The 20789-nt window shown below is 67.1% G+C and carries 26 protein-coding genes and 1 tRNA gene; 15 read left to right on the top strand and 12 right to left on the bottom strand.

Features of this window, described 5'->3' with window-relative positions:
- The first annotated feature begins 8 nt into the window (after positions 1 to 8).
- Positions 9 to 1688 (top strand): 2-isopropylmalate synthase, encoded by a 1680-nt coding sequence (gene leuA / locus D9601_RS03505; RefSeq protein ID WP_198352523.1) that lies wholly within the window; start codon positions 9 to 11, stop codon positions 1686 to 1688.
- A gap of 195 nt (positions 1689 to 1883) precedes the next feature.
- Positions 1884 to 2132, top strand: coding sequence for a DUF6894 family protein (locus tag D9601_RS03500; RefSeq protein ID WP_443024690.1), 249 nt, complete (start codon positions 1884 to 1886; stop codon positions 2130 to 2132).
- Positions 2133 to 2247: 115 nt separating this feature from the next.
- On the opposite strand, the gene D9601_RS03495 is transcribed toward D9601_RS03500, so the two are convergent.
- The 4 genes from D9601_RS03495 to folE all read right to left on the bottom strand — a co-directional run bounded on the left by D9601_RS03495 (position 2248) and on the right by folE (position 4399).
- Complete coding sequence (locus D9601_RS03495) at positions 2248 to 2562, bottom strand: hypothetical protein (RefSeq protein WP_198352521.1); 315 nt, start codon at positions 2560 to 2562, stop codon at positions 2248 to 2250.
- 103 nt (positions 2563 to 2665) lie between these two features.
- Positions 2666 to 3016 (bottom strand): dihydroneopterin aldolase, encoded by a 351-nt coding sequence (locus D9601_RS03490; RefSeq protein WP_198352520.1) that lies wholly within the window; start codon positions 3014 to 3016, stop codon positions 2666 to 2668.
- Positions 3009 to 3773 (bottom strand): SDR family oxidoreductase, encoded by a 765-nt coding sequence (locus D9601_RS03485; RefSeq protein WP_198352519.1) that lies wholly within the window; start codon positions 3771 to 3773, stop codon positions 3009 to 3011. The genes D9601_RS03490 and D9601_RS03485 overlap by 8 nt, the downstream gene beginning before the upstream one ends.
- Positions 3770 to 4399: a GTP cyclohydrolase I FolE gene (folE, locus tag D9601_RS03480; RefSeq protein ID WP_198352518.1), complete on the bottom strand. Its 630-nt coding sequence runs from the start codon at positions 4397 to 4399 to the stop codon at positions 3770 to 3772. Before folE ends, D9601_RS03485 begins: the two co-directional genes overlap by 4 nt.
- Positions 4400 to 4574: 175 nt before the next feature.
- Between folE and D9601_RS03475 the strand changes: the two genes are divergently transcribed.
- Positions 4575 to 4781: a DUF2945 domain-containing protein gene (locus D9601_RS03475; RefSeq protein ID WP_198352517.1), complete on the top strand. Its 207-nt coding sequence runs from the start codon at positions 4575 to 4577 to the stop codon at positions 4779 to 4781.
- Between the two features lie 47 nt (positions 4782 to 4828).
- A complete protein-coding gene (locus D9601_RS03470) occupies positions 4829 to 5089 on the top strand; it encodes an SWIB/MDM2 domain-containing protein (protein ID WP_198352516.1) in 261 nt (86 codons plus the stop codon).
- A 131-nt stretch (positions 5090 to 5220) separates the two neighbouring features.
- On the opposite strand, the gene D9601_RS03465 is transcribed toward D9601_RS03470, so the two are convergent.
- The 5 genes from D9601_RS03465 to D9601_RS03445 form a co-directional block, all read right to left on the bottom strand.
- Positions 5221 to 5415 (bottom strand): hypothetical protein, encoded by a 195-nt coding sequence (locus D9601_RS03465; RefSeq protein WP_232473795.1) that lies wholly within the window; start codon positions 5413 to 5415, stop codon positions 5221 to 5223.
- A 519-nt stretch (positions 5416 to 5934) separates the two neighbouring features.
- A complete protein-coding gene (locus D9601_RS03460; RefSeq protein ID WP_198352514.1) occupies positions 5935 to 6246 on the bottom strand; it encodes a hypothetical protein in 312 nt (103 codons plus the stop codon).
- The gene (locus D9601_RS03455; RefSeq protein ID WP_198352513.1) at positions 6243 to 6995 is read right to left on the bottom strand and encodes a hypothetical protein; all 753 of its coding nucleotides are present in this window, start codon (positions 6993 to 6995) and stop codon (positions 6243 to 6245) included. The genes D9601_RS03460 and D9601_RS03455 overlap by 4 nt, the downstream gene beginning before the upstream one ends.
- A gap of 430 nt (positions 6996 to 7425) precedes the next feature.
- Positions 7426 to 7510 (bottom strand) — tRNA-Leu (locus D9601_RS03450).
- 57 nt (positions 7511 to 7567) lie between these two features.
- Positions 7568 to 9076, bottom strand: coding sequence for a YifB family Mg chelatase-like AAA ATPase (locus tag D9601_RS03445; protein WP_198352512.1), 1509 nt, complete (start codon positions 9074 to 9076; stop codon positions 7568 to 7570).
- A gap of 114 nt (positions 9077 to 9190) precedes the next feature.
- On the opposite strand from D9601_RS03445, the gene D9601_RS03440 reads away from it, so the two are divergent.
- From D9601_RS03440 to dapE, 8 genes are all read left to right on the top strand, one after another.
- Positions 9191 to 9469 (top strand): hypothetical protein, encoded by a 279-nt coding sequence (locus tag D9601_RS03440; protein WP_198352511.1) that lies wholly within the window; start codon positions 9191 to 9193, stop codon positions 9467 to 9469.
- 90 nt (positions 9470 to 9559) lie between these two features.
- Positions 9560 to 9694, top strand: a complete 135-nt coding sequence (gene rpmH, locus D9601_RS03435) for a 50S ribosomal protein L34 (RefSeq protein ID WP_076743215.1) — start codon at positions 9560 to 9562, stop codon at positions 9692 to 9694.
- A 26-nt stretch (positions 9695 to 9720) separates the two neighbouring features.
- Positions 9721 to 10092 carry a ribonuclease P protein component gene (gene rnpA, locus D9601_RS03430; protein WP_232473794.1) on the top strand — a complete coding sequence of 124 codons (372 nt, stop codon included), beginning with the start codon at positions 9721 to 9723 and terminating at the stop codon, positions 10090 to 10092.
- Positions 10089 to 10301: a membrane protein insertion efficiency factor YidD gene (gene yidD / locus D9601_RS03425; RefSeq protein ID WP_198352510.1), complete on the top strand. Its 213-nt coding sequence runs from the start codon at positions 10089 to 10091 to the stop codon at positions 10299 to 10301. Before rnpA ends, yidD begins: the two co-directional genes overlap by 4 nt.
- 15 nt (positions 10302 to 10316) lie before the next feature.
- Complete coding sequence (gene yidC, locus D9601_RS03420; RefSeq protein WP_198352509.1) at positions 10317 to 12038, top strand: membrane protein insertase YidC; 1722 nt, start codon at positions 10317 to 10319, stop codon at positions 12036 to 12038.
- A complete protein-coding gene (gene yihA, locus D9601_RS03415) occupies positions 12035 to 12706 on the top strand; it encodes a ribosome biogenesis GTP-binding protein YihA/YsxC (RefSeq protein ID WP_332837882.1) in 672 nt (223 codons plus the stop codon). Before yidC ends, yihA begins: the two co-directional genes overlap by 4 nt.
- 161 nt (positions 12707 to 12867) lie before the next feature.
- Positions 12868 to 13530 carry a glutathione S-transferase family protein gene (locus D9601_RS03410; protein ID WP_198352508.1) on the top strand — a complete coding sequence of 221 codons (663 nt, stop codon included), beginning with the start codon at positions 12868 to 12870 and terminating at the stop codon, positions 13528 to 13530.
- Positions 13531 to 13535: 5 nt separating this feature from the next.
- Positions 13536 to 14657, top strand: coding sequence for a succinyl-diaminopimelate desuccinylase (dapE, locus tag D9601_RS03405; protein ID WP_198352507.1), 1122 nt, complete (start codon positions 13536 to 13538; stop codon positions 14655 to 14657).
- A 3-nt stretch (positions 14658 to 14660) separates the two neighbouring features.
- On the opposite strand, the gene D9601_RS03400 is transcribed toward dapE, so the two are convergent.
- From D9601_RS03400 to D9601_RS03390, 3 genes are all read right to left on the bottom strand, one after another.
- Positions 14661 to 15176, bottom strand: coding sequence for a Smr/MutS family protein (locus D9601_RS03400; RefSeq protein WP_198352506.1), 516 nt, complete (start codon positions 15174 to 15176; stop codon positions 14661 to 14663).
- Between the two features lie 25 nt (positions 15177 to 15201).
- Positions 15202 to 16512, bottom strand: a complete 1311-nt coding sequence (gene mltA / locus D9601_RS03395; protein WP_232473793.1) for a murein transglycosylase A — start codon at positions 16510 to 16512, stop codon at positions 15202 to 15204.
- A gap of 287 nt (positions 16513 to 16799) precedes the next feature.
- Entirely contained in the window at positions 16800 to 17447 is a 648-nt protein-coding gene (locus D9601_RS03390) for a Tim44/TimA family putative adaptor protein (protein WP_198352505.1), read from the bottom strand.
- Positions 17448 to 17626: 179 nt separating this feature from the next.
- Here D9601_RS03390 and secB point away from each other — a divergent pair, with 179 nt between their 5' ends.
- Genes secB through trpS form a run of 3 tightly spaced genes read left to right on the top strand, consistent with a single transcriptional unit; the run spans position 17627 to position 20765 of the window.
- Positions 17627 to 18136, top strand: coding sequence for a protein-export chaperone SecB (gene secB, locus D9601_RS03385; protein ID WP_198352504.1), 510 nt, complete (start codon positions 17627 to 17629; stop codon positions 18134 to 18136).
- Between the two features lie 26 nt (positions 18137 to 18162).
- Complete coding sequence (gene murJ, locus D9601_RS03380) at positions 18163 to 19752, top strand: murein biosynthesis integral membrane protein MurJ (RefSeq protein ID WP_198352503.1); 1590 nt, start codon at positions 18163 to 18165, stop codon at positions 19750 to 19752.
- Complete coding sequence (gene trpS / locus D9601_RS03375; RefSeq protein ID WP_198352502.1) at positions 19749 to 20765, top strand: tryptophan--tRNA ligase; 1017 nt, start codon at positions 19749 to 19751, stop codon at positions 20763 to 20765. The genes murJ and trpS overlap by 4 nt, the downstream gene beginning before the upstream one ends.
- Positions 20766 to 20789: the final 24 nt, after the last annotated feature.

Raw genomic sequence — 20789 nt, 5'->3', positions numbered from 1 at the left:
CCGACGACATGCTCCGCGATCCTTCGACCAAGTACCGCCCCTTCCCCACCGTGCCCCTGCCCGACCGGCAGTGGCCGAGCCGCACCATCACCCACGCTCCCCGCTGGCTGTCGACCGACCTGCGAGATGGCAATCAGGCGCTGATCGACCCGATGGATGCCGACAAGAAAGGCCGGTTCTTCGATCTGATCTGCAAGGTCGGCATCAAGGAGATTGAGGTCGGCTTCCCGAGCGCCGGCGCGACCGAGTTCGACTTCATCAGCGGCCTCGTCCGCCAGGATCGGATTCCGGGCGACGTAACCGTGCAGGTGCTCACCCAGTCGCGCCGCGACCTGATCGAAACCAGCTTCGCCGCCCTGGAAGGCGCGCCGCGTGCGATCGTGCACCTGTACAACGCCGTCTCGCCGGCGTGGCGCAAGATCGTGTTCGGGATGAGTCGCGACGAGGTGCGGGCCATCGCGGTCGAAGGTGCCAAGGTGCTGCGCGACCAGGCCGCCCGCTATCCCGGCACCGACTGGCATTTCGAATATAGCCCGGAAACCTTCTCCACCGCCGAACTCGAGTTTTCGGTCGAGGTCTGTGCGGCGGTGATGGATGTGTTGCAGCCGACGACGGACAAGCCGTTGATCCTCAACCTGCCGGCGACGGTCGAATGCGCCACGCCCAATGTCTATGCCGACCAGATCGAATGGTTCGGGCGCCATATCCCGAACCGCGAGACGGTCGTCATCTCGCTGCATACCCACAATGACCGCGGCACCGGCGTCGCGGCGGCGGAGTTGGGCCTGATGGCGGGCGCCGACCGGGTCGAGGGCTGCCTGCTCGGCAACGGTGAGCGCACGGGCAATTGTGACCTCGTCACGGTCGCGCTCAATATGTACACCCAGGGCGTCGACCCCGGCCTCGACCTGTCGGACATCGACGGCATCGTCGACATGGTCGAACATTGCACCAACCTGCCCGTCCATCCGCGCACGCCCTACGCCGGCGAGTTGGTGTTCACCGCCTTTTCGGGATCGCATCAGGACGCGATCAAGAAGGGCTTCGCGGCGCAGGCGGCGCGCAACGACGATATGTGGGAAGTCCCCTATCTGCCGATCGACCCGGCTGATCTCGGCCGCAGCTACGAGGCGGTGATTCGCGTCAACTCGCAAAGTGGCAAGGGCGGCGTCGCCTGGATCCTCGAGCAGGACAAGGGATTGAAGCTGCCGAAACGGCTGCAGGCCGATTTCAGCCGCCACGTTCAGGCGCTGGCTGACGAGACCAGTCGCGAGCTTGGCGCCGCCGACATCTGGGGTCGGTTCAAGACGACCTATCTGCCCCGTGACGACGATCGCTTCGTGCTGCGCGACTATGAGGAACGCGGCAGTGCGGGCGATCGGCTGTTCGTCGGACGCGTCGCGGTGGACGGCGAGGAGCGGTCGATCAGCGGGCGCGGCAACGGCCTGATCTCGGGCGTCATCGCCGCGCTGGCGGAGACGACCGGACCGGCGCTCGACGTTGCGGACTTCAGCGAACATGCGATCGGTCATGGTGCCGATGCGCAGGCGGCCGCCTATGTCGAATGCCGGACCGCGGATGGGCGGACGGTATTCGGCGTCGGCATGGACTCGGACATTGCCACGGCGAGTGTCCGCGCCGTGCTCAGCGCAGCGAACCGCGCCCATCTCGCCACTTCCATGTCCTGACCGAGAGAAAGTCTTTGAGGGGCATAACGGCAGCGACCGTCCTTCTCGTTGCCGAGAGATGCGTCTTGGCCGGTCTCAAGACATCACGCGCGATGCCGGCAACACTCATGGAAAAAAAATCGGAGACAGACTGACCTAAGTTGCTAACGGCGCTCAAACTCGGGTCTACCGCTTTCGCCTGGCGGAGGAGGCGGTGTGCCGCGATACTATTTTCATGTGCAGGACGGGATCAATCTTCCCGATCTGACGGGCCATGAATGCCGCGACCTTGCGGCAGCACAACGAATGGCGGTGCGACTGGCAGGCGATCTGATCCGAGAGCTCGGCACCGATCTTTGGCTCGATGGTCATTGGCAAATGAACGTCACCGACGACAATCAGCTGACTTTGTTCTGCCTGATGTTCACGGCGATCAATTCGCCCGCCATGGCCCTGCATCGCTAGCTGCCACCGCGCCGATCAGACAGACGGAGCCGATGGGCCGGCTCGATCGACCATCGTCCTGCTAGGCGCCTGCCGCCGCCCGGCGTCGGGCCGAGCGACGGATGGACGTCTTCCCTTACCAGCCGCGCCAGTAATCGTGACGCGCCCTGCGGTCCTCGTGCCGCGCAAAACGCGCGTCACGCCGAGCCTGTTCGCGGTGAAAGGAGGCGGCGCGGGCATAGGCGTCCGCCGCACGGTAATCGCCGTAATGCGCGGCGGTCCGGGCGTTGCGCTCGTCGTTCCAGGCCTGCTGCGCACGGACGTCGGCGCCATGATAGGCGCGATCCGCCTGCCAACGGTCGTAGCCTGCCGATTGAGCGCTGGCGCTCGTGGCGGTCAGCGCGGCACCGCCGGCCAGGATGGACAGAAGCGCGATTCGAAATCCTTGCATAACCTCGACTCCAACACGGGTATGATCCCGATGATCGAGGTAGCGGTCGTCGGCTGAACCGGGGCTGGACCTGGCATTTAGGCAGACGACAGGATCGGCGGCGTCACCGGCCGCGCACGATCTCGCACCCCACCGCCGCGTCTGGATAGACGTCCATCTTCAGCGACCGGACCCGGACCTGCCGCACGCGCGGATCACCGAGGCAAAGCGAAGCGATCGCCTCGACCAGCGTCTCCTGCAGTGCGAAGCCGGGTCCGGTTGCGAGCGCGTGGATGCCGTCGCGAATGAAATCGTAATCGAGCACCTCCTCGATCCGGTCGGCGCTGGGCGGGGCGGAATAGTCGACGGTGAGCCAGACCGAGATACGCACCCGCTGTGGCAGCGCCTCGTGCGGATGGATGCCGAGGCGCATCGCAACCTCCAGCCCGTCGAGGATCGTCGTATAGTCAGCCATCGCGATCCTCGAACATGATGTCGCCGCCGCTTGGCAGGAAGCGCTGACCGCAATCGACGTATAGGGTCTGGCCGGTGACGCTGCGCGCGCTGAGCAGATAAACGACCGCTTCCGCCACGGCCTCGGCGCCGACCGGACGCCGCAGCAGGTTCTTGTGCGCGGCGCGGTCGAACTCGGCGTCGCTTTGATCGCCGCTTTTCAGCGTCAGCCCCGGCGCGACCGCATTGACCCTAACCTGCGGTGCCAGCGCCTGCGCTAGCATTGTTGTCGCGCCGGCGAGCGCGAATTTGGCCATCGAATAGGAAAAGAAGTCGGGATTGGGATTGGCGAGCTTCTGGTCGAGCAGATTGACCACGGCAGCGTCGGCGACGTCAGGTTGGGCAGCGAGCGCGGCGGCAAGTTGCGCCGGTGCCACCGCGTTGATCTGATGCAAGCGCTGGGCCAGCGCAGCGTCGATCGCCTCCGGCCGGTCGAACTCGAAGCGGGAGGCACTGTTGACCAGGGCGGCGATCGGCGCGCCGGCGGCGGCGCGGGCGCGGGCAAATAGCGTCGGCACCGCGGCAGTATCGGCGAGATCTCCCCGCACCGCGACGCCGTGCAATTCCCCGGCCAGCGTCTCCGCCTCCTCCTGCGATGCACCGTAATGGATTACCGGCCGCCAGCCGGCGGTCGCGCAGGCCTGTGCGATCGCCGCGCCCAGCCGCTTGGCGCCGCCGGTGACGAGTACCCAGCGCTCGGCTGCCGCAGCCGCCGTCACGCGTGCGCGAGACCGATCAGCGACAGCACCTCCTTGCGGCTGCGCTCGTCGTCGCGGAACACGCCCATCATGCGGCTGGTCACCATCGACACGCCCGGCGTGCGGACACCGCGCGCCGTCATGCAGGCATGGCTCGCCTCGATCACCACCGCGACCCCGACGGGTTTCAGATTTTCCCAAATGCAATCGGCGACCTCCGCGGTCAGCCGTTCCTGCACCTGCAGCCGCCGGGCGAAGCCGTGCAGGACGCGAGCGAGCTTGGAGATGCCCACGACATGGTCTTTGGGCAGATAGGCGATGTGCGCCTTGCCGATGATCGGCGCCATATGGTGTTCGCAATGCGACTGGAACGGAATGTCCTTGAGCAGCACGATCTCGTCATAGCCGCCGACTTCCTCGAACACCCGCGACAGATGATGGGCGGGGTCCTCGCCATAGCCGGCGCAATATTCGCGCCACGCCTTGGCGACGCGGCGCGGCGTGTCGATCAGCCCTTCGCGCGTCGGATCGTCGCCGGCCCAGCGGATCAGCGTGCGCACCGCCTCCGCCACGTCCGCCGGAATCTCGCCTGCGGGCGCCGCGGCCACGAGGTCGCCGTCGTCGGGTGTCGCGCGGCTATCGGTCATCGTTGCTCTGTCCTCCTGTCGCCGCCGGCCTGCGCGGCGGCGGGCGACCATAGGTGCGAACGCCGGGATCGGCCAGTGGGCTCCCCACCCCGCGCCGCCCGCCCAGCCCCGCCGCACAATGCAACTCTTTGCCGCATTGACGCGCTTTGCGGTGGATCAAGATGAGGAGAGAGACATGGCACAGGACCTGAAGAAAGGCGACGACGTCACCTGGAAGAGCCACGGCGGCACCGCCCATGGCGAGGTCGAGAAGAAAGTGACCAGCGACACCAAGATCAAGGGTCACACGGTCCGCGCCTCGAAGGAGGAGCCGCAGTACATCGTAGAGAGTGACAACGGCGGAAAGGCGGCGCACAAGGCAGGCGCGCTCAAGAAGGCGTGAATCGCTCCGCCCGGCGACACGGACCGGGCGTAACAGGAAGGAATGCGATGGCTACCACTACCAAGACCGGCGGCATCCACGCCCCCGTTCAGCCCTCGGAAGAGCTCGGCGCCGTGGTCGGCAACGAGAAGCTGCCGCGCAGCCAGGTGATCAGCAAGGTGTGGGACTATATCAAGTCCAACAACCTGCAGAACCCGGAGAACAAGCGCGAGATCCTCGCCGACGACAAGCTGAAGAAGGTGTTCGGCAAGGACAAGGTCACGATGTTCGAGATGAACAAGTACATCTCGCAGCATGTGAAGGCCTGATCACCGACACCGGTTTTGGACGAGACGGGGGGCGCGACGAGACGCGGCGCGCCCCCTTATACGATAACGGAGTGTCCCAATGCGGGACGTGGCCATCGATGCGTTGCCGCGCCACGAGCGCGAACGGTCGATCAGCGCGCCTTACGCAAACTGAGGAACGGCATCGCGATCGTCGACGCGATGATCATCAACGCGCCCGCCAGCACGTACATCCAGAAAGAACCCGGCTTCGCCGACATCATACCCGCCCCGAATTTGGCGTCGGACAGCATTATCGCCGAACCGACCACGAACCCCGCACAAAAGCCGCGTAGCGGCGACCCCATCGTCCCGTCCCTTAGCTGTTCCAGCCGCCGTGCGCAAAATCGCTAGACGCGATTTGTTGCACTGGCTTGTCACGATCGACGGACGAAGTGTCGCAGAGTGTCGCACGCGACCAAGCGGCACTCCGTGGTGGCACGGCGGGAGCACCGGGGGGAGGCCCGCAACCGCCGTACCTGATCATGAGATGGGCCTGACGATTACGGAAAGCAAGGGTACGACCGCATGACCCTCGGCCATGGCATGACGCACCGACCCCGTAATCCGAACCGGGCTGGCTCGTCCATCGACCTGGTTATGACACCGAAGCAGTCGACGCCGTTGCCCCCTCGTGCTGCCCATCGCAAATCCGATGCCGTCGACGGTAGAAACCGCTGAATTGCACAGGCGAACGATGACTAGGTCGCATCACGCCCCATCCGGAGATCAAGCGCAACGCCTGCACGGAGCAAAGTCATCGCGACGTCACCAAGCTAGCTTCGACCGCCCCTATGCCACTCCGGCTTGCCAGGCCCCTCACCCGCTCACTCCTGCTCATCGTGCAGCCCTGTTAGCTCAGTCGACCCCACGGGGTCATCCTCAGCCAGTGTGTCTTCGAGAAAGAAACCCGCTGGGATGTCGAGCACCAACTGCCGTGCTTCCCCCTCATAATCCTGCGCGATGATCGGAAACGCATCCACGACCTGGCGCAGGAAGGGCTTGTCGAGTTCATCCACATCCGCCGCGAGACTTTCCAGCATGCTGACGGCCGTGTCGGGATGCAAATCCTCCTCATCGGTCAGGCTCAGCTGAACGACGACATTGGCAATGATGCGTGCGACCTGCGAAGCGATCATGGCTCTACCACCCTGGCTTTGATGTTGGTAACCTTGGCATTCCTCAAGATCTTGAAGGCCTTGACCTTCTGCTTGGCATCGGGAACTTCCCACATCCCGTGGATGCCGTTCTGCGCCAACGCCTTTGATTGCCGCAGCACCTGTGCCCTTGCGTGTGGGAGATCGACAACCTTCCACTTGCGATCGACCATATATTCGCCGTCGATGCCGTCGAACTTGACCGGTCGCATCGCGCCATTCGGCATCCGTCGCATCAAGGTCGGCGCCAGACCGGGCCGCGCTCCCGGAGCGGCATCGTTGTAAAGCGTGGAAGGCCGGCCTTTCTTGAGTGTTTCCTTGGACCAAGTGATCGCCGGCCGCTCGATGGTCGGACGCACTCTCGCCATCCTCAGCCGCCGAAGGTTCGCAAACCGGGAAAGCCCCGCCGTAGGCGCGGCCCCGATCGCGACGGTTCCGACGGCCCGCCCGGTGACACGACCAACATCTCGGGCCGATGCGTTCGCCACGGCTCGCCCCGCCCGCGCGATCTGCCGATAGGCCGGCGTGTCCTCGGCAGCGATCGCATGATCCAGCATGGCCGCGACGCCTGCGTTGGTCTCCCGCATGGTCGTCACCGGATTCGTTGTCACGAGAGCATAAGTGTCCGAGACCGTCGCCTTGCCTGCGGCGTACAGTCCCTCGCCAACGCCGCCGGCGAAGTCGACGAGACTATTGCCGCTCGACTGATTGATCGCGCGTCCGTGCGACACGTCGGATCGCGCCGACTCCGCTGCTCGTCCCGCCGTGTTCTGGGGCGTAGCCCTTGGACGGACTGCCGACCCCGCGATCGCCGCTGCGTCCCGCGACGACCGGAGGCTTGCCCGACGAGCGCCAGCCCCTGCGCCTCTTCCGGAGGCCGTTCCCCCGCCTCCCCGCGTGGTAAAACGTCCATCTGCCGGATCATGCCATGGATTGAACTTGAGCTCGCGACCATCGTCGCTCGCGGCTTGCGGCAGCCACCCCGTGCGCAGCCAATCCGCAAACAACCGCCGTCGCTCGAACTCCGACAAATGCATCATCGCTTCCGCCCCCGACAGGAGAACGTTTAGCGAACGAACGTGGAAAAGTCAATCCGAAATGGACTCATAACCGGTCAATGTGAGTAGCATTGCCCTGCGGTCCAATGATGACAGAAGAAGATGGTGCCCCTGGCCGGACTCGAACCAGCATGCCTTGCGGCGTTCGATTTTGAGTCGAATGCGTCTACCAATTTCGCCACAGGGGCAGCGAAGATCGGCGCGGTAGCCGATGGCGGCGGCGGGATCAACCGGCACGTCGCGAATCAGTTGGCCGGCGCGCGGCGGCGATAGCTCAGCGCTTCCGCGACGTGCGGCCGGCCTACGCCTTCGCTGCCGGCGAGATCGGCGATCGTGCGGGCGACACGCAGCACCCGCGTATAGCCGCGCGCGGAGAGGCGCATCGCCTCCGCCGCTTGGGCAAGCAGGGTGCGTCCGGCCTGATCGGGCGTGGCGGCCGCCTCCAGCAATTTGCCGCCCGCTTCCGCATTGGTGCGCGGGCCCTCCCCGGCATAGCGTGCCGCCTGCACCGCCCGCGCCGCTGCCACCCGCGCGGCGATCGCCACCGATCCCTCGCGCGCGGGCGGCAGCACGAGATCGGCAGCGGTGACGGCGGCGACCTCCACATGCAGGTCGATACGGTCGAGCAGCGGCCCCGACACCCTGGCCTGATAGTCGGCGGCGCAGCGCGGCGCACGGGCGCAGGCGAGGCTGGCATCGCCGAGATGACCGCAGCGGCACGGGTTCATCGCCGCGACGAGCTGGACGCGGGCGGGAAAGGTGACATGGGCATTGGCACGGGCGACGGTGACCGTGCCCGTCTCCAGCGGCTGGCGCAGCGAATCGAGCACGGCTCGCTGGAATTCGGGCAGTTCGTCGAGGAACAGAACGCCGAGATGCGCGAGGCTGACCTCACCCGGCTTGACCCTCAAGCCGCCGCCGGTCAGCGCCGCCATCGATGCGCTGTGATGCGGCGCCCGGAAGGGCCGCGCCCGCGTCAACCGGCCACCGGCAAGGGTTCCCGCCACCGACTGGACCATCGACACTTCCAGCGCCTCGCCCGCATCGAGCGGGGGCAGGATGCCGGGTAGACACGCGGCCATCAGCGACTTGCCGGCGCCCGGCGGTCCGATCATCAGCAGATTGTGCCCGCCGGCGGCGGCGATCTCCAATGCGCGCTTGGCCACCTCCTGCCCCCTGACCTGGGCGAGGTCCGGTCCGGGCGGCGGCGCGTCCACCTCGCCCGCCGGCGGCGGGGCGAGCAGGCCGTGCCCTTTGAAATGGTTGATCAGCGCCAGCAGGTCCGGCGCGGCGAGCACCTCCACCGATCCCGCCCAGGCCGCCTCCGCCCCCTGCGCCGCCGGACAGATCAGCCCCGCTCCCTCCGCCCCGGCATGGAGGGCGGCGAGCAGCACGCCGGGCGAGGACGCGATCCGCCCATCGAGGCCGAGCTCACCGACGACGATATAGTCCGCCAGCGCCTCGCTATCGATCACGCCCATCGCCGCGAGCAGGCCGAGCGCGATCGGCAGGTCGAAATGCGACCCCTCCTTGGGCAGGTCCGCGGGTGACAGATTGACGACGATCCGTTTCGGCGGCAGCGCCAGACCGAGAGCGGCGACGGCACCGCGCACCCGCTCCCGACTCTCCCCTACCGCCTTGTCGGCGAGCCCGACGACGTAGAAGCCAGGCAGGCCGGGGATCAGCTGCACCTGCACCTCGACGGCGCGCGCCTCCAGCCCCAGATACGCCACCGTCCGTACGATCGCCGCCATGCCTTGCCCCCGGACTGCTGCGATGTCACGCAGCCGGCCATAGCTATACATAGGTGCGAATCCGGCCTGCCGGTGTCTTGCGCTCCTATGGCACCACCACCAGATGGAACGTCGATGAGCGATCGCCACCCCGCCCTGCGCATCCTGCAACTGACGGCGGGCGTGCTGCTGATCGTCGGGGCGGGCGTCGTGGCGCCGCTGCCCGGGCCGGGCGGCATCTTCCTGTTTGCTGGCGGACTGGTGCTGATCCTGCGCAATTCGCGCTGGGCGCAGGTGCGCTTCGTGCGGCTGAAGCGGCGCTGGCCGCGGCTCGGCGGATTGGTCGACCGCGCGATGCGCCGCCGGTCGGCGCTGCGCCGCCACGCCCGCGACAAGCAGCTGCGCTCGCGTTGACTTGCCGCCACCTTGCGGGTAAGCGCCCCGACCATCCGGCCGCCCTTCGTGGTGGCCCTTTTCTATTTCGACGTATTCGAGGAATGAACCATGAAGCGGACCTTTCAGCCGAGCAACCTGGTGCGGGCACGTCGCCACGGCTTCCGGGCGCGGATGGCGACGGTCGGCGGCCGCTCGGTGATCCGCGCGCGCCGGGCGCGCGGCCGCAAGAAGCTGTCAGCGTAATTCCCCCTGTCGGCGACGCCGACATATTGACGCTGACCCGCCGCCGCGATTTCGTGGCGGCGAATGCGGGGTTGCGCGCACCGATGCCGGGCTTCGTCCTGCTGGTGCGCCCCCGCGACGACGGTGACGCGACGATTCGCGTCGGCTTCACCGTCACCAAGAAGATCGGCAATGCCGTCGTCCGTAACCGCATGAAGCGGCGGTTGCGGGCGCTGGCGCGCGAGCTGTTGCCGACCGGTGGCATCCGCGGTGCGGACCATGTGCTGATCGGCCGCGACGGCGGCGTCGAGCGCGACTTTGCCGCTCTGCGCAGCGAGTTCGGCAAGGCGCTGGGCAAGATCGCGCGCGGCGAATCGGCGCCTGCCCGCGGTCCTCGCCCGCCGAAGCGGCGCAAATGATCGCGCGGCTGCTCATCGTGTTCGTGCGACTCTGGCAGGTCGGCCCCTCGGTCGTCCTGCCGTCGTCCTGCCGCTACCAACCCTCCTGTTCGGCCTATGCAATTACGGCGCTTCGCCGCTATGGCGCGCTGAAGGGGGGCTGGCTGGCGGCGAAACGGATCGCGCGCTGTCATCCCTGGGGCGGGTACGGACCCGATCCCGTCCCGTAGAATTGGGGTCGGACCTTGAACAACGAACGTCAGAATTTTGTCCTGTTCGCGGTCCTCGCGGCCCTGATCCTGTTCGCCTGGCCACTGATCCAGGGGAAGTTCTTCCCGGTGGCCAATCCGCCGGTGACCAAGATCGAGAAGGGCAAGTCCAAGGCCTTGCCACAGCCGTCGGCCGATCCCGCCGCCGACAATCCGACCGCGATCCGCAACCGCGACCTCGTGCTGCGGGAAACGCCGCGGGTCGCCATCGACACGCCGACGCTTAAGGGTTCGATCAACCTCAAGGGCGCGCGGATCGACGACCTGGTCCTCGTCAAGTACAAGCAGGACATCCGCAAGGATTCGCCGCCGATCCGCCTGCTGTCGCCGGCGGGGTCGCAGGACGCCTATTTCGCCGGCTTCGGCTGGCGTGACGAGGGGCTGAGCCCGCCCGCCGCGGACACGGTGTGGCAGGCGAGCGCGCCGGTGCTGAAGCCTGGCCAGCCGGTGACGCTGCAGGCGCAGAACGCGCGCGGCCAACGCTTCCAGATTCGCCTGTCGGTCGACGACGGCTATATGTTCACCGTGACGCAGACGGTGGCGAACGCCGGCGGCGCGCCGGTGCCGGTCGCCCCCTATGGATATGTCAGCCGTGTCGGCGTGTCCAAGGACCCCGGCACCTGGCAGATCCACACCGGGCCGATGTCCGTCCACAATGGCGGCGCGCATTACGGCGTCAACTTCAAGGATATCGACCAGGCGCCCGACCGGTTCACCACCACAGGCGGCTGGCTCGGCTTCACCGACAAATATTGGCTGACCGCCCTCGTCCCCGATCAGGCGGCGCAGTTCGACGGCCAGTTCCGCTCCGGCGGCGACAAGCAGTATCAGGCCGATTACGCCTTCGCGCCGAAGCTGCTCGCGCCCGGCAAGGCATTGACCCAGACCAGCCGCTTCTTCGCCGGTGCGAAGGAAGTGAAGCTGCTCCAGCAGTATGAGAACCAGCAGGGCGTCGCCAAGTTCGACAAGGCGATCGATTGGGGCTGGTTCGAGATCCTGGAAAAGCCGATCTTCACCTATCTCGACTGGCTGTTCCGCATGGTCAGCAATTTCGGCGTTGCGATCATCCTGCTGACGATCACCATCCGCGGCCTGATGTTCCCGATCGCACAGCGCCAGTTCGCCAGCATGGCGAAGATGCGCGCGTTGCAGCCGAAGATGAAGGCGATCCAGGACCGCTACAAGGACGACAAGGTCGTCATGCAGCAGAAGGTCATGGAGCTGTACAAGACGGAAAAGGCGAACCCGCTCGCCGGCTGTCTGCCGACCCTGATCCAGATCCCGGTGTTCTTCGCGCTGTATAAGGTGCTGATGCTGACCATCGAAATGCGGCATCAGCCGTTCTTCGGCTGGATCAAGGATCTGTCCGCGCCCGACCCGCTGACCCCGGTCAACCTGTTCGGCTTCCTCAATTTCACCCCGCCGCACATGCTGGCGATTGGCGTGGTGCCGATCGTGCTCGGCATCTCGATGTTCTTCCAGTTCCGCCTCAATCCGGCGCCGATGGACGAGACGCAGAAGCAGGTCTTCGCGGTCATCCCCTGGGTGCTGATGTTCGTGATGGCCAGCTATCCGGTCGGCCTGCAGGTCTACTGGATCGCGTCCAATTTCCTCGCGATCATTCAGCAGCAGGTCCTCTATGCCCGCCATCCCGAGCTGAAGACCGCTGCGGCGAAGACGACGGTCATCGCCAAGTGAGCGAGGACGGTACGCCGCTGGACGAAGGCTTCACGCCCGAACTGATCGAGGCGGCGCGCCGGACCTTCGCTGGGCCGGTGGCGTTCCTGAAGTCGGCGCCGAGCCTGAAGTTCCTGCCCGATCCCGACGTGCCGGAGGTCGCCTTTGCCGGGCGGTCGAACGTCGGCAAATCGTCGCTGCTCAACGCGCTGACCGGGCGCAACGCGCTCGCGCGCACCTCGAACACGCCGGGGCGGACGCAGGAACTCAACTTCTTCGACGTCGCGGGCAATGGCGAGGCGCCCGCATTCCGGCTGGTCGACATGCCGGGCTATGGCTTTGCCAAGGCGCCCAAGGACGTCGTCCGGACGTGGCGGTATCTGGTCAACGACTATCTGCGCGGGCGCGACGTGCTGAAGCGCGTGCTGGTGCTGATCGATTCACGGCACGGCATCAAGGACGTCGACCGCGAGATCCTGGGCATGCTCGACAAGGCGGCGGTCAGCTATCGCCTGATCCTGACCAAGGCCGACAAGGTCAAGGCGACCGACCTGGCCGATGTCATGGCGCGGACGGCTGAGGACGCGCGCAAGCGGCCGGCGGCGCATCCGGATATCCTGGCGACGTCGAGTGAGGGTGGGCTCGGCATTCCCGAGCTGCGCGCTGCGGTGCTGGAAGCGATCGGCTAAGCCCCAGCGCCGTCATCCCCGCGAAGGCGGGGATCCAGAACCTCTGACATCTGACAACATACACGCCAGCGCGTCTGGATTCCCGCCTTCGCGGGAATGACGGATGTGGCTGCACGCCGCCCGCTGGACCTCCCCTCCCCACGCCGCTACGCCTGCGCGTCATGAAGCTCATCATCGGCAATAAGGCCTATTCCTCCTGGTCGCTGCGCGGCTGGCTGGCGTGCAAGCAGTCGGGCATATCGTTCGAAGAGGTGGTCGTGCCGCTCTACGACGCCGAATGGGACCGGCGGCGCGAGGGGGCGGAGTTCGCGCCGTCGAGCGGCAAGGTACCGATCCTGTGGGACGGCGATGCCGTGGTGTGGGACAGCCTGGCGATCGTCGACTATCTCGCCGACAAGGTCGGACGCGAGCATTTCTGGCCGGCGGACGACGCCGCACGCGCGATGGCGCGGTCGATGGCGGCGGAAATGCACTCCAGCTTCACCGCGCTGCGCCGCAAGCATCCGATGAACATCCGCCAGCAATTTCCCGCGCAGCGGCCGGACGACGACGTCATTGTCGACCTTGCCCGCGTGATGGAATTGTGGGCTCAGGCGCGCGCCCGCTTCGGCGGTGACGGCGCCTATCTGTTCGGCGATTTCGGCGCGGCGGACATCATGTTCGCGCCCGTCGTCACCCGCATCCTGACCTATCAGCTGCCGATCGCCCGCTTCGCCGCCGCCTATATCGACGCGGTCGTACAGCATCCCTTCCTGCAGGACTGGATCGCCGCGGCACAGGAAGAAGATTGGGTGATCGAACAGTTCGAGCAGCCGGCACGGTGAGCCACATGATCGACGTTGTCGCACTCACCCAGGCGCTGTTGCGCGCCGACAGCGTGACGCCGGCGCGCGGACCGGTGTTCGATGTGCTGGAGGCGGCGCTGACCGGTATCGGCTTCGCCGTCGACCGCTTCGTCTGCGGGGAGGCGCCAGACGGTCCGGTCGAGAATATGATCGCGACCCGGCACGGCATCGGGCGGCACCTGGCCTTCGCCGGCCATGTCGACGTCGTGCCGCCCGGCGAGGGCTGGACCGGATCGCCGTGGAGCGGAGAGGTACGCGGCGACCTCCTCCATGGCCGGGGCGCGGTCGACATGAAGGGCGCGGTCGCGGCCTTCGCGGCGGCAGCGTCGCGGGTCGACGGCGGCGGACCGCTCAGCCTGCTGATCACCGGCGACGAGGAAGGACCGGCGACCTACGGCACTCCGGCATTGATCGCCCGCATGGCAGAACGCGACATCGCGCCCGACCTATGCCTGGTCGGCGAGCCGACTTCGGTCCACCGGCTCGGCGACATGGTCAAGATCGGGCGGCGGGGCTCGGTCAACATCTGGATCGACGTGCCGGGACGCCAAGGTCACGTCGCCTATCCGCACCTCGCCGACAATCCGGTGACGCGTCTGGTCCGCGCGCTCGCCGCGCTGGACGCGATGCCGCTCGATGCCGGCAATGCCTGGTTCCAGCCGTCGAACCTGGAGATTACCGAGGTTACCGTCGGCAACCCGGCGCATAACGTCATCCCCGCTGCGGCCGCGGCGCGGCTCAATATCCGCTTCAACGACGAACAGACCGGGCTTGGCCTGATCGAACGCGTTACCGACATCGTTCATGCCGAGGCGCCGGAGGCGCGGGTCCACGGCAAGATTTCGGGGGAAGCCTTCCTCACCGCACCGGGCGCGCTCACCGCCCTCGTCAGCGGCGCCATCCTCGCACAGACCGGGATCGAGGCCGAATTGTCGACGACCGGCGGCACGTCCGATGCCCGCTTCCTGTCCAAACTCTGCCCGACGATCGAATTCGGGCTGATCAATGCGACCATGCATCAGGTCGACGAGGCGGTCGCGGTCGCCGATCTCGAAACGCTGACGGCCATCTACGCCGACGTGATCCGCCGGACGGCCAGCGTCTGAGGATCAGCGCCGCCGCAGCACGATGTAGAGCGCGCCCTGCCCGCCATGACGCGGATGCGCGCCCCGCACCGCCGCGATCGCATCGGCATGACGCGACGCGGCGAGCCAGTCGGCGATCGCCGCCCGGATCGCACCGCGCGCGTGGGGCCGCTCGCTCTCCGGCCTTGGCGGCTTGCCGGTGACGAGCAGCAGCACCCGGTCGCCGCGCGCGATCGCCCGCTCCAGCCCCTGGTCGAGCAGAGCATGCGCCGAGGCCAGGCTATGACCATGCAGATCAATCGAACTGTCGGGGATGACGATCCCGCGGCCGAGCTTCTTGTCCCAGCCGCCGTCGAGCGTGTTGGGACGCGGCTTGGCAGCGGCCGGCGGAGCCACGGGCAGGCGTGGTGGCGGCACGCGCCCGGCGGGCTTCGGCGGCTTTGCCGCCTGTGCGGGCGCGGCGGCGGGCGGCACCACCGCCGGCTTAGCGACCGGACCGGCCGGCGCGGCCGCGGCCCGCAGTGGGCGCACGGTCGCCATCACCCGCGCCCATAGTGCGGCTTCGTCAGGGTTGAGCTGGCGCACCGGTCTGCATCCGGCTCAGCGTTCCGATCGGCAGCAGCACGAAGGCGGTGCCGCGCGCCGCCATGCCTCCGGCGGTCGCCTCGGCCACCGGGCCGGCGCCCCAGAAGGTGTCGAAGCGGTTGGCCCCCTTGATCGCGCCGCCGGTATCCTGCGCCACCCACAGGCCCGTGGCATCCTGACGGTCCATCGACAGGAAGACCGGCGCGCCCAGCGGGACGAATTTGGTGTCGACCGCGGCGCTGATCCCGCCATTGACAACATAGCCCATCGCGCCGAGCGGCGGCGTATCGATCTCGCGGAAGAAGACGAAGCTCTTGTTCTCGTTCATGATCGCCCGCCCCTGTTCGGGGTTGGCGCGCAGCCAGGCGACGATCCCCTGCATCGAGGTCTGGCCGGGGCCGATCAGCCCGCGCGCCTTCATCAGCGCGCCGATGCCGGTATAGTCGCGGCCGTTCTGACTGTCATAGCCGACCCGCATGACGTCGCCATTGGGCAGTCGCAGCCGGCCGGACCCCTGCACCTGCAGGAAGAATACCGCCGCCTCGTCCGCGCCCCAGGCGAGGACCGGCGCGCGTCGCTCGATCGCCCCGCCGACGATCGCGGCGCGGTCGTAATAGGGGATGAGATTCTTGCCGTCGACACGGCCGCGGATCTTCTTGCCCTTCAGATCGGCCGAGAATTGGCCCAGGTCGACGTCGATCAGATCGTCGGGCCGGGCATAGATCGGCACCTCGTAGCCGGGGCGGCGCTCACGCGATGCGGCGATCTCCGGCTCGTAATAGCCGGTGGCGAAGGCGCGGCCGTCGCCGACCTGAACCGCCTCGAAATTGGTGATGAAGAAATCGCGGGCGCCGCCGCGGGCTACGCTACGCGCCGCGGCACAGGCGGTCTGCCAGTCGGCGCCGCGGGTCAGGCCGCTGGTGTCGGTACGGCGCATCAAGCCGGGGCAGCTGGTCAGAAACGCCTGCCGCGCGGCCTCCGCCTGCGCCTCGGTGATCGGCAAGGTATCGATCGCCGGGCCCGGCACCACGCCGGCGGCGGCGGCGGTGGTGGCGCCGGGCAGCGGCTGTACCGGCGTCGCCAGCAACGGTGTTGCCGGCGCGATGCGGCCGTCGAAGCCACGCCCGCTGGCAATCACCTGGCCGGCACTGGTCGGACGGGGCGGCATCGGCCGCGGCCGCTCCTCGCCGCGCAGTGGTGGCCGTTCGGTCGTAAGCGGCACGACGCGCCCGCCGCAGGCGCTGAGCGCAAGCGCCAGCGCGATCGATCCTGTTACGCGTTTACCGATCATCGTCCGTCCCCGGATAGCCCCCGCTGTGACACGTGGGTTTCGACAAGGGCACTGCCTTAAGGTGACGGGGGGCGACAAGCCCGGCATGGAAAAAAGACCATCGGAAACGGCTTCGGAACACCCGAGCAAACCCCATCCGCCAGCGGCGGCCTCCTATGCCCGAGCGAAAGGATAGACGGATCTGCGTTCGAAGCAGAAACGCCACCACGGACAAGGGTCCATGATGGCGCTTCGTATCTCTATGCCGGCCCTGCTGTAGGTCCGACGGCCGTCCATGGTGGAGACGTCTACGCTTCGTCCGTATCCGCCAGCTTCCAATTTGGATCGCGGCTCTTCAGCGTGCGGCTGAAAGTCCAGAGATCGTGCGTCTCCACCGCATCGGTCAGCGAACCGGCGATCACCTGTCCCTCGGCATCACGCGTCACGGCGGCAATGTCGGCATCGAAGCGGACGACGATGCGCGCCTCGCGACCGTCGAGCACCGCATCGGCGATCGTCGCGCGCTCGATCGAGATCAGCCGGTTTTCCAGCGTCTCCCCGGCTTCACGCCGGGCCGCGATCGCCTCGCCGAAGGCATGGGCGACATCCGGCTGCGCCAGCTGGGCGATCGTCCCCTCGTCACCTTGCCAGAATGCCTCCAGCGTCATGCGATAGGCGGCCTGCGCGCCCTGCAGGAACTGCGCGACGTCGAAGCCGGATTCACCCGAGATGATCGCGCGCAGACCGGCCTCGGCCTTCGGCTCGATGTTGCGGTTCTGCGGCTCGCGCACGTCGGCCGCGACGTCGATCGTGCGCGGCACGGCGACGGCCGCCGGACGCTCCTCTGCTGCCCGCGCGAGCGGCTGCTGCTCGTGGCCGGTACGCTTGCCGAGCACGCTGTACAGGCGGAGCGCCAAAAACGCCGCCACCATCGCGAGAAGAACCACGTAAACCACCGTACCTCCGATCCTGACCGCTACATAAGCCTATCGCGGCCGTTATTCAAACCGGCGGCGTTGAAACCACCCGCCTGCGCTGCTAGCGCGGGCGCCATCGCGACCGAACGTTCGACGGGCAGCTTCGGTCCCATCTTTCTCCAACGCCAGCCCGTCAGACTCTTTCAAGGACTCATCGCATGGCCGACCAGGACAACGGCACCTCGTTCGACACCCAGCCGCTGGCGAACGGCGCCGACACCGGCCCCGCCGCGGGCCTGATCTCGCAATATGTGAAGGATCTCTCGTTCGAGAATCCGAACGCGCCGGCGATTTTCCAGAACCCCAATCCGCCGCAGATCGACGTGCAGTTCAACATCGGCATGGCGCAGGTCGCCGACGAGGTGCACGAGGTGATCCTGAAGATCGACGTCAAGGCAGAGGCCGAGGGCCAGACCGCCTTCATCGTCGACCTGACCTATGCCGGCCTGTTCGGCCTGCGCAACGTGCCCGCGGATGCGATCCAGCCGTTCCTGCTCGGCGAGGCGCCGCGCCTGCTGTTCCCCTTCGCGCGTCGCGTGCTCGCCGATTGCGTGCGTGACGGCGGCTTCCCGCCGCTGCTGCTCGAGCCGATCGACTTCGGTGCGCTCTACATGCAGCAGGCCGAGGCGCAGGGCCAATTCACCGTCGGCGACGTCGGCAACGCCTGAGCGCACGGCAGGCGGGGACGACGGGGGTGAACCTCGCCAAGGCTTTGGGTTCGGTCGGCGGGCTGACGCTCGCCAGCCGCGTGCTCGCGCTGGTTCGCGACACGTTGCAGGCCACCTATGTCGGTGCGGGCTTCGCCTCCGACGCCTTCTTCGTCGCCTTCCGTCTGCCTAACATGTTCCGCGCCCTCTTCGCGGAGGGCGCGTTTTCCGCCGCCTTTATCCCGATGTTCAACCGCAAGGTGGCGGATGGCGGCGGGACGGCGGCCGGCGTCGACTTTGCCGAGCGGGCGCTCGCACTCCTGTTTCCGGTACTGCTCGGCTTCACCGTCCTGATGATCCTGGCTGCCTGGCCAATCACCTGGGCTCTATCGGGCGGGTTCGACCGTCAGCATCCGACTCCCGAGCAATTCGCCTTTGCGGTGACGCTGTCGCGCTTCACCATTCCCTATCTGATGCTGATCTCGCTGGTGTCGCTGCTCGGCGGCATCCTTAACTCGCTCAACCGCTTCTGGGTGAATGCCGCAGCGCCGATCCTGCTCAACGTGGCGATGGTCGGTGCCCTGCTGTTCTTCCACGGCGGCGATCCCTATGCCACTGCACGCGCCCAGGCGATATCGGTCTCCGCGGGCGGGGCGTTACAATTGCTCTGGTTGTGGTGGGCGTGCCGCCGGGCTGGCGTCCGATTGGCCTTGCGCATCCCGCGCATCGATGATGACGTCAAACGCCTGCTGACGCTGATCGTGCCGGCCGCCGCGGGCGCTGGCGCGGCTCAGATCAATCTTGCCATCTCGACGGCTTTGGCCGGGCATCTGCTTGCCGCCGGCTCGATCTCTGCAATCTATTACGCGGATCGGCTCAATCAGTTGCCGCTTGGCCTGATCGGCATCGGTCTCGGCACGATCCTGCTGCCGGTCGTTAGTCGCCTGCTGTCCGAAGGTCGCGAGGCGGAGGCGATGGAGACGCAAAATCGCGGCTTGGAATTGGCTCTGTTCCTGACGCTGCCGGCGACGGCCGCCTTCGTCTTCGCCGCCGAGCCGATCGTCCGCGGCCTGTTCCAGCACGGCGCGTTCGACGCGACCGATACGACGCGTGCGGCGCAGGCGCTTGCCGCCTTCTCACTCGGGCTGCCCAGCTACGTGCTGGTGAAGGTGCTCACGCCCGGCTTCTACGCCCGCGCCGACACCAAGACGCCGGTCCGGCTGGCACTCTATTCCGTGGCGATCAATCTGATCGGCAATCTGGTCCTGATCCCGACCCTCGCCCACTGGAATATCGGCCAGATCGGGCCTCCTCTGGCCACCGCGCTCGCGTCGACGGTCAACGTCGCCTCGCTCTACATCGTGCTTGCCCGCCGCGGTCATTTCGCGCTCGATCCGCAACTGCGCCGCAAGGTACCGCGGCTTGCGATCGCGGCGCTGCTGATGGGTGGCGCCCTGCTGATGGTGACGCCGTGGGTCGAGCCGTATCTCACCCATTCTCTGGCCGCCCGCGGCCTGGCGCTCACCGTGCTGGTGGGCGCAGGCATGGCGATCTACGCGCTCGCCTGCGTGGCGACCGGCGCCTTCCGTCTACAAGACATCCGTTCCCTCCTCCGTCGCAGAGCCTCGTCCCGATGACCACCAAGCGCGTCGTATCCGGCATCAAGCCGACCGGTAACCTCCACCTCGGCAACTATCTCGGCGCGGTGAAGCAATGGGTCGCCATGCAGGACGCGATCCAGGCGGAAGGCGGCGAAACGCTCTACTTCATCGCCGATCTGCACGGCCTGACCGAATGGATTGCGCCGGCGGATCTGACCGCCAACACCATCGAGATGACCGCGACGCTGGTCGCCGCTGGCATCGATCCGTCGCGCTCGATCCTGTTCAACCAGGCGCGAGTGACCGCGCACAGCGAGCTCGGCTGGCTGCTCAACAACGTCGCGCGCGTCGGCTGGCTGAACCGGATGACGCAGTTCAAGGACAAGGCGGGCAAGAACCGCGAGGGCGCCAGCGTCGGCCTCTACGACTATCCCGTCCTGATGGCCGCCGACGTGCTGCTCTACAACACCACCCACGTCCCCGTCGGCGAGGATCAGAAGCAGCATCTCGAGCTGGCGCGCGATATCGCGACCAAGTTCAACACCGATTACGCGACCGATCTCTTCACCCTGCCCGAGCCGCTGGTCAGCGCCGCGGCGCCGCGGATCATGAGCCTGCGCGATGCCGGGGCGAAGATGTCCAAGTCCAACCCATCCGAACAATCGGTGGTCAAGCTGATCGACAGCGACGAGGTCATCGCCGACAAGTTCAAGAAGGCGAAGACCGATCCCGATCTGCTGCCGGCCAGCGTCGACGAATTGGCCGAGCGCCCCGAGGCGCGCAATCTGCTGACGATCTTCGCCGCGCTGGCGGATCGGACGCCGCAGGACGTGCTGAACGACTTCGCGGGCAAAGGCTTCGGCGCGTTCAAGCCGGCGCTGGCCGATCTGGCGGTCGCCAAGCTCCGGCCGATCCGCGACGAGATGGTGCGGCTGCTCGACGATCGGGCGGCGATCGAGGCGATCTTGGAGCGCGGCGCCGAACAGGCTCGCTTGCTCGCGGCGCCGGTGCTGCGCGACGCGCAGGCGGCGATGGGATTGCTGCGCTAAGTTGCGCCGGCGGGGGCGACTTCG

The organism is Sphingomonas sp. MA1305, from assembly GCF_016107325.1.
Classification (GTDB): Bacteria; Pseudomonadota; Alphaproteobacteria; order Sphingomonadales; family Sphingomonadaceae; genus Sphingomonas.
Note: the sequence above shows the minus strand (reverse complement) of the source record. Positions and strands in the feature narration are given on the sequence as shown.

What these genes read in the sequence shown, in the direction of transcription:
- leuA (WP_198352523.1), top strand. Translation starts at nt 9, where the DNA reads ATGCTCCGCGATCCTTCGACCAAGTACCGCCCCTTCCCCACCGTGCCC.
- D9601_RS03495 (WP_198352521.1), bottom strand. Translation starts at nt 2,562, where the DNA reads ATGCAAGGATTTCGAATCGCGCTTCTGTCCATCCTGGCCGGCGGTGCC.
- D9601_RS03490 (WP_198352520.1), bottom strand. Translation starts at nt 3,016, where the DNA reads ATGGCTGACTATACGACGATCCTCGACGGGCTGGAGGTTGCGATGCGC.
- folE (WP_198352518.1), bottom strand. Translation starts at nt 4,399, where the DNA reads ATGACCGATAGCCGCGCGACACCCGACGACGGCGACCTCGTGGCCGCG.
- D9601_RS03475 (WP_198352517.1), top strand. Translation starts at nt 4,575, where the DNA reads ATGGCACAGGACCTGAAGAAAGGCGACGACGTCACCTGGAAGAGCCAC.
- D9601_RS03470 (WP_198352516.1), top strand. Translation starts at nt 4,829, where the DNA reads ATGGCTACCACTACCAAGACCGGCGGCATCCACGCCCCCGTTCAGCCC.
- D9601_RS03465 (WP_232473795.1), bottom strand. Translation starts at nt 5,415, where the DNA reads ATGGGGTCGCCGCTACGCGGCTTTTGTGCGGGGTTCGTGGTCGGTTCG.
- D9601_RS03460 (WP_198352514.1), bottom strand. Translation starts at nt 6,246, where the DNA reads ATGATCGCTTCGCAGGTCGCACGCATCATTGCCAATGTCGTCGTTCAG.
- D9601_RS03445 (WP_198352512.1), bottom strand. Translation starts at nt 9,076, where the DNA reads ATGGCGGCGATCGTACGGACGGTGGCGTATCTGGGGCTGGAGGCGCGC.
- D9601_RS03440 (WP_198352511.1), top strand. Translation starts at nt 9,191, where the DNA reads ATGAGCGATCGCCACCCCGCCCTGCGCATCCTGCAACTGACGGCGGGC.
- rpmH (WP_076743215.1), top strand. Translation starts at nt 9,560, where the DNA reads ATGAAGCGGACCTTTCAGCCGAGCAACCTGGTGCGGGCACGTCGCCAC.
- yidD (WP_198352510.1), top strand. Translation starts at nt 10,089, where the DNA reads ATGATCGCGCGGCTGCTCATCGTGTTCGTGCGACTCTGGCAGGTCGGC.
- D9601_RS03410 (WP_198352508.1), top strand. Translation starts at nt 12,868, where the DNA reads ATGAAGCTCATCATCGGCAATAAGGCCTATTCCTCCTGGTCGCTGCGC.
- dapE (WP_198352507.1), top strand. Translation starts at nt 13,536, where the DNA reads ATGATCGACGTTGTCGCACTCACCCAGGCGCTGTTGCGCGCCGACAGC.
- D9601_RS03400 (WP_198352506.1), bottom strand. Translation starts at nt 15,176, where the DNA reads ATGGCGACCGTGCGCCCACTGCGGGCCGCGGCCGCGCCGGCCGGTCCG.
- mltA (WP_232473793.1), bottom strand. Translation starts at nt 16,512, where the DNA reads ATGATCGGTAAACGCGTAACAGGATCGATCGCGCTGGCGCTTGCGCTC.
- secB (WP_198352504.1), top strand. Translation starts at nt 17,627, where the DNA reads ATGGCCGACCAGGACAACGGCACCTCGTTCGACACCCAGCCGCTGGCG.
- trpS (WP_198352502.1), top strand. Translation starts at nt 19,749, where the DNA reads ATGACCACCAAGCGCGTCGTATCCGGCATCAAGCCGACCGGTAACCTC.